Origin of the sequence: Alkalibacterium thalassium (assembly GCF_900101165.1) — a bacterium.
GTDB classification, from domain to species: Bacteria; Bacillota; Bacilli; order Lactobacillales; family Carnobacteriaceae_A; genus Alkalibacterium; species Alkalibacterium indicireducens.
The window spans coordinates 41,987-55,031 of the sequence record NZ_FNFK01000003.1; the positions used below are offsets into that span (position 1 = coordinate 41,987).

Annotated in this window: 12 protein-coding genes; 3 read left to right on the forward strand and 9 right to left on the reverse strand. The window is 41.0% G+C overall.

Annotation, left to right across the window (positions count from 1 at the left end; all coding sequences use genetic code 11):
• Positions 1–36: 36 nt before the first annotated feature.
• Positions 37–1,620 carry a peptide chain release factor 3 gene (locus tag BLR76_RS01580; protein WP_091264725.1) on the reverse strand — a complete coding sequence of 528 codons (1,584 nt, stop codon included), beginning with the start codon at positions 1,618–1,620 and terminating at the stop codon, positions 37–39.
• Between the two features lie 29 nt (positions 1,621–1,649).
• Positions 1,650–2,753 (reverse strand): AI-2E family transporter, encoded by a 1,104-nt coding sequence (locus BLR76_RS01585; protein WP_176759572.1) that lies wholly within the window; start codon positions 2,751–2,753, stop codon positions 1,650–1,652.
• 141 nt (positions 2,754–2,894) lie between these two features.
• Here BLR76_RS01585 and BLR76_RS01590 point away from each other — a divergent pair, with 141 nt between their 5' ends.
• Positions 2,895–3,338 carry a GNAT family N-acetyltransferase gene (locus BLR76_RS01590; protein WP_091264633.1) on the forward strand — a complete coding sequence of 148 codons (444 nt, stop codon included), beginning with the start codon at positions 2,895–2,897 and terminating at the stop codon, positions 3,336–3,338.
• On the opposite strand, the gene BLR76_RS01595 is transcribed toward BLR76_RS01590, so the two are convergent.
• The 3 genes from BLR76_RS01595 to yjbM are packed head-to-tail and all read right to left on the reverse strand — an operon-like array spanning position 3,335 to position 5,689.
• Complete coding sequence (locus tag BLR76_RS01595; protein ID WP_091264636.1) at positions 3,335–4,246, reverse strand: RluA family pseudouridine synthase; 912 nt, start codon at positions 4,244–4,246, stop codon at positions 3,335–3,337. The genes BLR76_RS01590 and BLR76_RS01595 overlap by 4 nt on opposite strands.
• Positions 4,236–5,048 (reverse strand): NAD kinase, encoded by an 813-nt coding sequence (locus BLR76_RS01600; RefSeq protein ID WP_091264639.1) that lies wholly within the window; start codon positions 5,046–5,048, stop codon positions 4,236–4,238. Before BLR76_RS01600 ends, BLR76_RS01595 begins: the two co-directional genes overlap by 11 nt.
• A 20-nt stretch (positions 5,049–5,068) precedes the next feature.
• Entirely contained in the window at positions 5,069–5,689 is a 621-nt protein-coding gene (gene yjbM, locus BLR76_RS01605; RefSeq protein WP_091264641.1) for a GTP diphosphokinase, read from the reverse strand.
• Positions 5,690–5,796: 107 nt separating this feature from the next.
• On the opposite strand from yjbM, the gene BLR76_RS01610 reads away from it, so the two are divergent.
• Positions 5,797–6,384, forward strand: coding sequence for a CYTH domain-containing protein (locus BLR76_RS01610; RefSeq protein ID WP_091264643.1), 588 nt, complete (start codon positions 5,797–5,799; stop codon positions 6,382–6,384).
• A gap of 184 nt (positions 6,385–6,568) precedes the next feature.
• Complete coding sequence (locus tag BLR76_RS01615; protein ID WP_091264646.1) at positions 6,569–7,189, forward strand: DsbA family protein; 621 nt, start codon at positions 6,569–6,571, stop codon at positions 7,187–7,189.
• Between the two features lie 93 nt (positions 7,190–7,282).
• On the opposite strand, the gene ltrA is transcribed toward BLR76_RS01615, so the two are convergent.
• From ltrA to BLR76_RS01635, 4 genes are all read right to left on the reverse strand, one after another.
• Positions 7,283–8,671 carry a group II intron reverse transcriptase/maturase gene (ltrA, locus tag BLR76_RS01620; RefSeq protein ID WP_091264648.1) on the reverse strand — a complete coding sequence of 463 codons (1,389 nt, stop codon included), beginning with the start codon at positions 8,669–8,671 and terminating at the stop codon, positions 7,283–7,285.
• A 521-nt stretch (positions 8,672–9,192) separates the two neighbouring features.
• Positions 9,193–11,010, reverse strand: coding sequence for an oligoendopeptidase F (pepF, locus tag BLR76_RS01625; RefSeq protein WP_091264650.1), 1,818 nt, complete (start codon positions 11,008–11,010; stop codon positions 9,193–9,195).
• A gap of 116 nt (positions 11,011–11,126) precedes the next feature.
• Positions 11,127–12,179, reverse strand: coding sequence for a competence protein CoiA (locus BLR76_RS01630; RefSeq protein WP_091264653.1), 1,053 nt, complete (start codon positions 12,177–12,179; stop codon positions 11,127–11,129).
• 110 nt (positions 12,180–12,289) lie between these two features.
• Complete coding sequence (locus BLR76_RS01635; protein ID WP_091264656.1) at positions 12,290–12,937, reverse strand: adaptor protein MecA; 648 nt, start codon at positions 12,935–12,937, stop codon at positions 12,290–12,292.
• Positions 12,938–13,045 lie beyond the last annotated feature (108 nt).

Here is a 13,045-nt window from a genome sequence, read left to right on the forward strand (position 1 = left end):
GAAAAAAGCCACCCGAACTGGGTGGCTTTTTTTTTCTTATAGTAAGGAAGTCAGCGTTACATCTGGATACTTGTCACTGAACCATCTCATGGCAAATTCGTTTTCGAAAAGGAAGAGCGGGTTATCAAATCTGTCTCTTACCAGCATGTTTCTGCTGGATCCCATATTCTCGTCGAGCTGTTCACGGTCTATCCATCTCGCTATGCGATTTCCGATTGAAGTCATAATCACTTCTGAGTTATATTCATTTCTCATACGATGCAGGAAAACCTCAAATTGCAGCTGTCCCACTGCTCCAATAATATAAGTCTCAGTATGGAATGATTTGTACAGCTGAATTGCCCCTTCCTGAACCAGCTGGTTGATACCTTTGTGGAAGGATTTTTGTTTCATTACATTTTTCGGTTCGACTTTCATGAATAATTCAGGGGTAAACTGTGGCAGCTCTTTAAAGGTCACTTTGTTTTTACCAGAATAGATTGTATCTCCAATTTGAAAATTACCCGTGTCATAAAGTCCGATAATATCCCCTGCCACGGCTTCAGAGACTGTTTCTCTGCTTTCAGCCATGAACTGAGTTGAGTTTGATAGACGAATTTTCTTATCTTCTCTGGATAGTGTAACATCTATACCCCGTTCAAACTTACCTGAACAGATACGTAAAAATGCGATACGGTCACGGTGTTTAGGATCCATATTAGCCTGTATTTTAAATACGAATCCTGAAAATTCAGTATCCTCCGGTTCTACGATCTCATCTTCTTCTGTTTCCTGTTCACCAGGTTCCGGAGCAAAATCCAGAAATGTTTCAAGAAAAGTCTGTACGCCAAAGTTCGTCAAAGCTGAGCCGAAGAAAACTGGAGTCAGTTCTCCTTGGCTGATTGCTTCTCTTGAAAAATCATTTCCAGCTTCTTTCAGGAGAAGAGCCTCTTCAAGTACTTGATGATACAAGCTTTCATTTTTCAGTGCATGCTCACCTTCGATTTCACCTTCTTCATTCAAAGAGATGAGCCGTTCACCGTTGTTCAGTTCTTCTGGTCTGAAGGCTTCGATCCGGTTATGATAAAGATCGTATAAACCCAGAAGAGTCTTACCTGAGCCGATCGGCCAGTTCATTGGATAGGCATCGATTTCAAGTACTTCCTCAAGTTCTTCTATGAGCTCAAGAGGTTCCCTTCCATCTCTATCAAGTTTATTCATAAATGTAAAAATTGGAATCCCTCGCATACGACAGACCTTAAACAGTTTCTTAGTCTGTTCCTCAATTCCTTTTGCACTGTCAACGACCATGACAGCAGCATCCACAGCCATCAAAGTGCGGTATGTGTCTTCCGAGAAGTCTTCGTGTCCAGGAGTGTCGAGGATATTGATGCGTTTATTCTGATATTCAAACTGCATGACAGAACTTGTTACAGAGATCCCTCTCTGCTTCTCGATTTCCATCCAGTCAGATTTTGCGAACTTCCCACTTTTCTTGGCTTTTACGGTTCCGGCTTGACGGATCGCTCCCCCAAACATGAGCAGCTGTTCAGTTATAGTTGTTTTCCCCGCATCCGGGTGAGAAATAATGGCAAATGTCCGTCTTCTACTTACTTCTTTTTTTAATTCTTTTTCATTTATCACGCTTAAACTTCCTCAATCTATTAGTATTATTTTTCTATTGGCATCTTAGCCAGTTTGTGCTGCTTGACCATTCTTATTGTGTATATCGCAATAGTTTTGATGATTGCAAATAACGGAACCCCGATAAGCATACCTAGCAGACCAGCAATATTAGCTGATGCCAGCAGGACCAAGATGACAGTAAGGGGGTGAATGGACAAGGAGTTTCCGACCAGCAATGGGGTAAACAGGTTGCTGTCCAGCTGCTGGACTATAAGAACGAAAACTGCAGCAAGAACAGCCCTGCCGGGTGATTCAATCAGTCCAACAATCACCGCAGGACCTGCACCAATGAAGGGCCCGACGAATGGGATGAAATTAGTGATCGCAGCGAATACTGACAGCAGAAAAGCTGAAGGCATGCGAACGATAGAGTAAAGTATGAACAGCAGCAGCCCTACAAGAAATGATGCCATTCCCTTCCCAGAGATATAACTAGATATCGTAGCATCTGTCTGGATAATCATCTCTTTCACATTTTCCTTGAATTTTACTGGAGTCAGATTTACAGCAAATGGTAGAAATTTTTCCCCATCATAAAGCATATAGAACAAAATCACTGGAACAGTAATGGATATAAATGCAATTTCTGTAAACATCTGAATTGCTCCACCGACACTGGCCACAAAACCGGACAGAAACTGGGAGCTGATATCTCTCAGCCATAATTCCAGGTTATTTAAGGCCGCCTGAATGTCCACCTGCTGCATCCACGGTTCCTCAGCAAGTCTCAGTGAATAGGTCTCGAGTTCACTGATAAAGACAAGTATGCCTGACACTAGGTTCGTCGCCTGATCAATCAGCATCGGTATACCGAGCAGAACTGTAAGGACCATTAAGCCTAACAGAAGAATCATGACAATCGTAATGCCGAAGACACGTTTAACCTTGATCCGTTCCAGGAGCTTGACGAGCGGGTTGAGCAGGTAATATAAAAATCCTGCAATCAATAAAGGCATGAATAATGCCGTCAAGATGCCGACCAGAGGATTCAAAATAAAATCGATCTGCTGAAGAACGAAAATGAGTACTGATACAGCCAGTAACCATATCGTCCAGAACATTAACTTGGACTTTTTCCAATCTATCACAGTCTTCTCCTCTTTCATTTAAACTTTCTCTTTTATTATATGTTACCCAACTTTATATTGAAAGGGGAGTTTTTAAGTTAGATTGACGAAATTATTAAGAATTGATATAGTTGATAGTAATTTTAAAGGAGATGATCACGGATGGAATTCAGGAAAACAACCGATCTTTTAAGCACGACATATGCAGATGCTCTTGCAATAAGGAAAACAGTATTCGTTGAAGAACAGAATGTCGATGAATCACTCGAAATCGACGACCTGGAAGATCAGACCCTTCACTTGGTGGGATATGTTCAAGATAAGCCTGCCTGCACGGCAAGACTACTTAAGAAAGACAACGGGGATATTAAAATCCAGCGGGTAGCTGTTCTAAAAGACTATCGAGGTACAGGACTAGGACTGAAACTCCTCCAGGAGATTGAGCGGTTTGCTGTAAAGGAACTTAACGGATCAAGGCTTATTCTGGATTCACAGGATCATGCCACCCCGTTCTATGAAAAAGCTGATTATACAGTTGAAGGAGATGGCTTTCTGGATGCTGGTATCCCTCATCACTTCATGCAAAAGAGGATAGACCAGATTTAAACATCCAGTCTATCTTTTAATTTATGTTCAAGGTTGGTCATATCTTCTGGAAGTTCAGCCTGAACGATGACTTTTTGGTGAGTAAAGGGATGAGTAAACCTGATACAAGAGCAATGGAGAGCTTGTCTGTCAATTATACGGGTCTCTTCATCTCCGTAGAGGGTATCTCCCAGTAACGCGTGATTCAAATGCGCAAAATGGACTCTGATCTGGTGTGTCCGACCCGTGTGCAGCTGAACTTTCACTCTGGTTGCTTCCAGGAACCTGTCAGTTGTCCAATATTCTGTCACGGAAGGTTTTCCGGCCTTATCCACGCATCTTTTGATGATAGACCCTTCTTCTCTACCGATCGGCTGATCGATAAAGCCATGGTCTTTCTGCAGGTTTCCTTTTACATATGCGACATATTCTTTATAGATTTCTTTCTCCTTCAAGAGACGATCCATGAACGAGTGAGCTAGAGTATGTTTGGCAAAGATCATGACACCCGATGTGTCCCGGTCGAGCCGGCTGACAATATGCACCGTCTGATGGTAATAATCGTTCTGCTCGATGTAACCTTTGACACGGTTGGCAATTGTATTTACAGGATGAACGGATGAAGGCACTGAAGCGACCCCACTGGGTTTGTTGATAAAGAGATAATGGTCATCTTCATACAGCACATCTACAGATGTACTGGAAGAAGACAGGTTTACACTCCCCATTTCCTGGGGAATCGTCATGGATACAACATCTCCATGACTTAACTCTTCACGGACTCTTACATGGTGTCCGTTTACTTTGAGACTTCCCCCCCGGTACTTCACTTTCGTCAAGACTCGTTTGGATATCTGCCGCTTTTTCAAAAACGTCTTCAGCAGCACATTTTCCTCTTCATTTTCTTCAACTCTCCACTTAATTTCCATTATTTTTCTTTGCTCCTAAAAAAGCGTCTTCTACTCTGTCCCAGAAATGGGTATGCTGATACTGGGCAAAGCGTATGCGTTCACTGGCTATACGGAACCTCAGATAATCGACATTTCCTTCATTGGAAACCAGCTGATCTATAGTTAAAGTGAAATTATCTGTATCGATCGGCCTGATTTTGATCCACTCGTCAGGTGCTATGATCAATGGAGAACTAAGTGTACGGAATACACGATTATTCAGTGATGCCATTTCTGTTAACTGCAGTGCTTCAAGTCTGGGATGCAGCACCGCTCCCCCCACAGACTTATTGTACCCAGTCGAACCGGTCGGGGTGGAAATACATAGGCCATCTCCTCTGAACCGTTCAAAATGTTCTTCCTTGATGTATACATCGCAGACCAATGTCCCATCCACTCTTTTAATCGTCGATTCATTTAAGGCCAGGAAATGTTTAGTTTCGTTTTTATTCTTGTAGACAACTTCAACATCCAGCAAGGGATACTGAATGAATTCACCTGTATCGTTTTCCAGACTCTCCACAAGTGCTTCAATGTTATACTCCCGCCAATCCGTATAAAAGCCCAGATGGCCAGTATGTACACCTATGAATCTGACCTGATCCAGCATATGGGCATATCTGTGGAAGGCTGACAACAAGGTACCATCACCCCCTACCGAAATAACAATTTGCGGATTCTGTTTCCCTATAGTAAAAGAAGAATCTGTCAATAATTTTTTTAGTCTGGTACTCACTTTTAATGATTCTTCCGTATAATTGTGGACCACCGCTATCCTCACTGTTCAACCATCCCTTTTACTCAGTCTTTTTTAAATCGATAACTTGCCTGTATGTCCTTAATTTCGTCTCGTATCGTGGACATCTCCTCGTCCAGCTGAAAAGCGGACTCTGCAGCCTTCTGCAGGCGATCGTTTATTTCTGTAGGGTACTCACCAGCGTATTTATAATTCAGAGAATGCTCGATAGATGCCCAGAAATTCATTGCCAGCGTTCTGATCTGTATCTCAACCAGTACCACTTTCACCTCGTCGATCAGTTGAACAGGGTACTCGCAGATAAGGTGATAAGAACGGTACCCACTTTCTTTCTTGTGGGTTACATAGTCTTTTTCGTATACCACATTTAAATCATTTCTACTTTTTAGCATCTCAACTACATCATAAATATCTTCTACAAATGGACACATAATCCTTATCCCAGCCAGATCTTCCATATCTGTTTCAAGTTTGTCCAGAGATATTTTACGCGTCCTTGATTTTATCAGGATACTGTTGATCGGTTTCACCCTGCCCGTAACGAATTCGATAGGCCCATGTTCTTTTTTCAGCAGGTACATGTTTCTCAGTCCGCGAAGCTTTACTTTCAGTTCATCTACTGTTTGATTGTAAGGAAGCAGGAAAAGTTCCCAATCTCTATCCATATCCTCTACCTTCTTTGCTTTTTTTTAGTGTAGTTTCTTGTTACTATTGTACCATAATCTTTTTGAATAAAATAATTGACTGATCTTTATCGGAAAGGAAATACACAATGGAACAGGAACTGGAAATAGAATTTAAAAACATATTAACCAGACAGGAATACGAACAGCTTTACACTGATTTCAGGCAGGATAAGTTTACAGAGTTCTCTCAACGTAATGTTTATTTCGACACGCCGTCATTGGATCTGAAGAACAGAGGCTGTGCACTTAGAATAAGGCTTAAGGAAGACGACGCCGAACTGACACTCAAGACCCCCTTCGAGGGGCATCACAAAGAACTTAACCTTCCTCTGTCACTCGACGATGCTCATCTGATGACGATTCAAGGAGCTTTTCAGATACCAGAACCAGTCATCGAAATACTCGAAGTTGAAGAACCTATTCTTAATCGTTTCGTCATAAAACTGGCAGAGCTGCACACAGCACGGCTTGAGACAATGAGGGATGATACACTTGTTGTACTGGATAAAAGTACATACAGTGGACAAGTAGACTATGAACTTGAAGTGGAAGCCGATTCAGAAGAAGCCGGGATGAAGATGTTCAAGTCTATACTTGAGCATTATGACATTCCTAAAAGGAAAACGGAAAATAAAATATCACGTGCCTTTAACGCCCGAAAAAAACGGTATTAAATCATTTGTGACGGATTTGTTACATTCATTTAGATTTTCAGTCAAAATTCATGCAGATTATTATTAATAAACTAGTTTGTTTGTTAGTCTATATATTGTAATGAGCTATTAAATTTTAGCTCAAGATAATTAATCGAAGAATTTCAACTGATAAACTAAACTATAAACTAGGTGAGTGTTAATTATGTTTTTAAACAATATTATTGAAGTATTCTTGTTCGTTAATCCATTAGGAAGGACGTGCTATGAATCCGAAAAACTTGTTGAAGCTTTCTCTGCTGAACGAGACGAAAAAGTTAAAGTACGTTTTGTTCCCATTCTAAATATCCGCTCTATCGGTAATCTGGTAAAGGGAAATTATGACTCTTCTCTTTCCAATCGAAATCAGCTCTATACTGATTCCTACAATGCCAGCCTGGCATTTCAGGCCGCTTCAATGCAGGGCAGAAAAAAAGGTAGAAAATTCTTTATGAAACTACAGCAGTCTGTCATCAAAGATGGTAGTGCCGTAACAAGAGAGCTGATGCTACAAATTGCTGAAGCATTGAATTTGGATATCGAGATGTTTGAAGAAGATCTGGAATCGGAGCTTTCAAGAACAGCATTCAATAAAGACCAGAAACTCGCGCTTGAAATGGGAGTGACTGAATCTCCTTCTTGTGTAGTGTATTCGCCTAAAGATACTACTTCTGGTTACCGTATCGATTCTTCTATAACGAAACAGCTACTTCACGGCTTGTGCAATGACCAGGCAGAAAAAAACGACCAGGCAGTGACTCATCTTTCTCTTTATCAGACCGTTTAATTTCTGAAAGTTGATAAATCGAGTAGGAGGTAAATAATTAATTTATTTACCGTCCTCTCACACCACCGTACGTACGGTTCCGTATACGGCGGTTCAATATCTTAAGTAAGCAGACTCTGCCAGTTGGTTTAGTGAAACTAAACCCCACTGGTAGAGTCTTTTCGTTGTAAGTGCCCGATGAACCTCGGGCGTTTTGGATAATCGCCAATATTTCTTGCGTGAAAAACCAATACGTTTAGCACTATCTATATCTAGACCTAAACGTTCTAATCTGTTAATCTTGGTTCGTATCTTTTTCCATCGCTTAAGAACAAGTTGTCTGATTCTGTGATGTAGCCATTGTTCGACCTCGCGGACGAACGTCTTAATAAACCCTAAACCAAAGTAATTAATCCACCCTCGAGTGACTTCATTGATGTCCTTAGAAATCTCTTTGAAAGTTCCTGGACGGTTTCGTTTGGTTAAGCGTCTTAATTTGCCTATGAATTTCTTCTTGGCGGCTTTGGTAGGTCTGAATCGACAGACCCCATTCACTTTCATCATCAGACAACCCAAGAACTTTAAACGAAAGGGTGACCCCACTTCGCTTTTGTCTTGGTTGACCGTTAGTTTTAAGTCTTTTTCTATGAAGCGGGTGATACTGTTTAAGACCCGTTCACCCGCTCGTTTCGATTTAACAAAGATGACAAAGTCATCCGCAAAACGAACAAAGCGGTGCCCGCGTTTCTCCATTTCTTTATCCAGTTCATGCAAGTAAACATTACAGAGAAGGGGCGAGATAACGCCACCTTGAGGTGCGCCTGTTTCACTTTCTACGAATTCGCCAGACAGGTCTGTTACACCACTCCGTAAGAACTTGCGGATAATTCTCAGAATAAGTTTGTCCTGTATATATTGCTCTAAGTAGTACATGAGCTTGTCATGATTGAGGGTGTCAAAACACCGTTTCAAATCACAATCTACCACAACAGGATACCCTTCTTCATAATATTTGACGCTTTGTTTTAGAGCAGAATGATTGCTTTTTCCTTTTCGGAAACCATGGCTGTGGGGGGAGAAATTTGGGTCAATTATCGGTTCAATAATCTGCTTAATCGCTTGTTGTACCACTCGGTCACGTGCGACCGGGATGCCCAACTCTCTTTTTCCTCCATTAGCTTTAGGTATGTCTACCCGTTTAACGGATTGGGGTTTGTAGCTCCCATCAAGTAGTTTCCTTCTAATATGAGGGTAAAATTTTTCAATGTGAGCTTCTACTTCTTGTACAGTCATTCCGTCTACACCTGGGGCACCTTTATTTTGTCTTACTTTCTTGGCTGCCACCAGTAAATTTTTCTTGCTTACAACGAGACTCATAAGAGACTCACCATACTTGTCTTTATGTTCACCTAGGCGATTACTTTGCGCACCTACATATCCTTTCGCTTCCAGCTTATCTTTTTGTAGTCTGCCAACCGTTCGGTTGTTTTCTGCATTCGTCATAACGCCTAACCTCCTATCTGTTTAAGTATTAATATCGTTCGGTCCTTCGGTACATTTTCCCTACTACGACCTCGGCTGACTTCTCGCCATTCGTTGTTACTACTAAGCGCTGACGAGACCTCCCCGGGTAAGAACGACAACCTTCTGCTCATGTCACTGCTTCATTTACTCAATAGAATTCGGACAGTATCGGACTTCACTTTGTTATGCAAGCTTATCCGTTCTATCAAGCCTTAGTATGAAGTTTCTGTTCGTCAGTGCAAGCATTTGCGTCCATCTTCCTTCAGATTCCGCCTCACGGCGGACACCCTTGACTTTCGCTAACAGTTCCTACTGCCAAGTCTGTAGTGGACTTTCACCACCAAGTTGTCGCCCATGCCGGGAGCACATACACAAAGGACCCCCTTTTCGTAAAGGAGGTCCTTTTTACTGATTGAAGAGATTTCAGGTCGTTTCCTGCAGTCTTGTGCTTTTAAGCTCAGTCTGTTCAAATCATTAGTCTATATTCTTATGCTCCTGCTTTATCCTTCTATTGCTTCAAGAGCTTTTTCCAGTTCATTTAGTCTGTCTTCGAATACTTTCATGGCTCTTAACAGATAGTCACTATCAGTCATATCTACTCCAGCTTTTTTCATTACCTCTATCGGGAAGTCTGAACTGCCGGCTTTAAGATAAGTCAGATATTTATCGAGAGCGCCCTCTTCATTGTTGAGCAGTTTGTCCGCTAATGCAGTTGCCGCACAGAAACCAGTTGAATACTGGTATACGTAATAATTGTAGTAGAAATGTGGGATACGTGCCCATTCATACTGTATTTCGTCATCTTTTTCAACAGCTTCGCCATAATATTTGCTGTTGATTGCACGGTAGTTCTCGCTAAGAAAATCTGCTGTCAGAGGAACTCCTTTAGAAGCTTCTTCATGCATGAAATGTTCAAATTCTGCAAACTGAGTCTGACGGAAGACCGTCCCTTTAAACCCGTCAAGGTAATGGCTGAGTACATAAGCTCGAGCTTTAGGGTCTTCTGTCGTTTTCAACAGATGATCCGTCAGCAAGTTCTCATTTGTGGTAGATGCAATCTCCGCAAGAAAAATTGAGTAGTTCCCATATACATGAGGCTGATTATTCCGCGTAAAGTAACTGTGCGCACTGTGACCCAACTCATGAACCAGTGTATATAAATGGTTCAGAGAATCATGCCAGTTTAAAAGGATGTACGGATTCGTATCATAAGCTCCAGATGAATACGCACCGCTTCGTTTCCCTTTATTCTCGACTACATCTATCCAGCTGTCATTAAAGGCTTTGTCAAGGACACCTTTATACTCTGCGCCCAGAACTTCCAGCCCTTCATATGTTTTGTCTTTCGCTTCATCGTAGTTATATTTCAGGCTTGCTTCACCAGTTATAGGCGTATAGAGATCATACATGTGAAGGTCATCCAGTTTAAGCACCTTCTTGCGAAGCGCCATATATCTGTGAAGCAGTGGAAGATGGTCATTTACTACATCGATCAGTGTATCATGAACAGCTTCAGGAATATGGTTGTTCGACAGAGCGTTCTCTCTTGCGGAAGAATAATTGTGAACCTTCGCCTGATAGTTATGATGCTTGACTGTAGATGCCAAAGTGCTGGCGAAAGTATTCTTGAAGCTTGAATAGACACTGTACATTTTCTCAAATGCTTCTTTTCTGACATGTCGATCGGTACTTTCCATCAATTCTCCAAACATACCATGAGACAGCTGAACATCTTCTCCCTGATCGTTTGTAACCTTTGGAAACTGAAGATCTGCATTGTTCAGCACACTGAATGTCTGTGTAGATGAGTTCAGCACCTCACTTGCACCTGCAAGTAACGCTTCCATTTCAGAAGATAGAACGTGCGCTTTGTTAGCAGTCATCTGATCAACATAATGCTTATACACTTTCAGTTTCACTTCTTCTTCGAAATAGCCGTCAAGCGTCTCTTCAGACAGTTCAATGACTTCAGGTTCGAACCAGGATGATGCTTCTTGAGTCTGCGCAATCAGGTACCTGGCCTTGTCATTCATAGCCTGATACTTGCTGTTGGCAGTATCCTGATCGTTTTTCAAATGAGCATATACATAGATAGAACTGACTTTTCTTGATAAGTCAAGCATGGACTGGAGAGCATCAAGAAATGGTACAGCTCCATCTTCGAGAGTCCCCTGCAGTTCTTTTATCTCACCTATCTTTTCCTGAGTTGACTTAAAATCCTCTTCCCATTTCTCATCATTTTCAAATATTACTGACAGATCCCATGTTAATTCCTTAGGTACTTCTTCTCTTAAAGGTAGTGATTTGACCTCTGACATGCATTTCCCTCCTGATAATTTAAGAATAATTTAATGATAACATAATTTATATTTGATTAGAATAATCAATTTATGCAAGTTTGTCATAACTTCCGATCTTAAATTCCTTTAATTCATCAGCTCCGTTGTCGCCATTTGTTTTTTTGAATCTTAACGAGCAATCCACTTTCTGTCATCTGATCGAGAAAAGATAAAATTGGTAACATGACTGTATCTGAAAGGATGTTAGGGACTGAGAAATAGACGATTAGACGCGTTTCGATCCATCTTTCAACTGTCTCTCTCAAGTGACGTTCTGTAATGACAGTAAAACTGGACTTGCTCCTCACCAGCTGGTAGATCCTCAACTTCCATTCCACTGCAGGAGTACTGATCAGCCAGTCTGTTTCGAGTCGAGTGAATATAACTAAAGGTAATAATTCTAGACTGGTCTGACTTTCATATATAAGCTGAAAGAATGCCCGATGTCTTTTATCTCTGATTTGTCTTTTCCAGTTAAGGTAAGCCAGAGCTTTGTCTTTTATATTATTAACGTTTCCAGGTGAAATTTTTGAACACCAGGTAGTCGATTCATATTTCGTTAAAACTGACAGTACAGAAGGTACTGTTTCATAGACAGGCGGGTCTAACTTTCTGTAGCAGCGAACCTGCCCGTCACTTACATCATAATTGAAAAAACCAAACACTCCAGGCTTAATGTCAAAGATCATGGCACGCTGCAGAGAGGTCAGCCTGTGAGTATTCGTCAGTTTATTTCCTGCAATCCATATGACTTTTCTTCCTGAGTTATGATACCCCCGAGTCCTCCTGACTATGTCTGATACTGTTATTGGGCTACACTGAAACTCGATTGCATATTCCTCTCCCTTATAACATACCAGCACATCTGGTCTCTGATTTATATCAGGAAGCTGAGCTTCTATTTCTACTTTGACGTTCTCTTGTTTAAAAGCTTCGTACAGCGAAGTTTTCCCTTTCAGATGTTCCTCAGTCTCTCCTTCTGAAAAAGATGAACAGCTATTTTTATTTACATGGGCAAAGTGAGCAGTCATCCTTGTTCCTTTTTTTAGAATGACTGGACTCTCACAACCTGGACAAATATAATATCCTCTTTTATCAGCTTTAGAAGCCATAAGCAGCTGTGCAGATGAATTTCTGGCTATAAGCATATATTTACCTCCTGGAATTTAATTCTTAATTCTTATATATACTATTGTCCTTTTATTCAAATACTCATCAAAAAAGACCACAAAGTAAATAATCTCTGTGGTCTTTCATCTTAATTAAAATAGTATCTGGTCATTTCCAGGGCGTTTGTCTTCATTATCTGATCAGCATATTCATTGAGTACATCTGAGGATATCGTACTCTTCTCTCCATACTCCAGAGCTACGGCCAGCTCCTCTTCACTCGTTTTTTCATTCATTTCTTCAATAAAGAAAATTAAGTGGAGATAATACTGTCCTTTGTACGTGAACAAGTTTGATGCACCGCTTTCCATATGAAAAGATTGGGCTAACTGTATCATCTGTTCGAAATTGTTCAACACAACAATTGCCTCTTTAGTCTCATTATCATCCAGACTGTACTCTTCCACTTCGTCTGTAAGTTCATGATCACTCTCGTCGGGATGACTGTCAAACGCTGCATCACCCAGTCCAGTGAGCTGGTTCATCTCTTCCTTGAAATTAGCTCCCTTACTGATGAATAGTTCAAGACCATTGTTGTTCGGCATGACTTGGAATGTAACTGCTTCTGATTCCTGGAATTCCTCATCAATATCAACTTCTTCCAATATACTGTAGAAGAATTTTTCGATTTGCTTCTGATTTCCTAACAGGTCCAGGAATGTAATCCCACGTTCTTCTAAATCTGTATTTTCGATAACCACTCGTATAGTATCTTCATTGATATGTTCAATTTCCATTATCCCGCACCTCGCAATTCTGTGGAGAACAGGTCCTCCATCTGGGATGATAAATCATTCTTTTGTATACAAAAACAGTCCAGATCGACTGCACTTAGATTATTATAC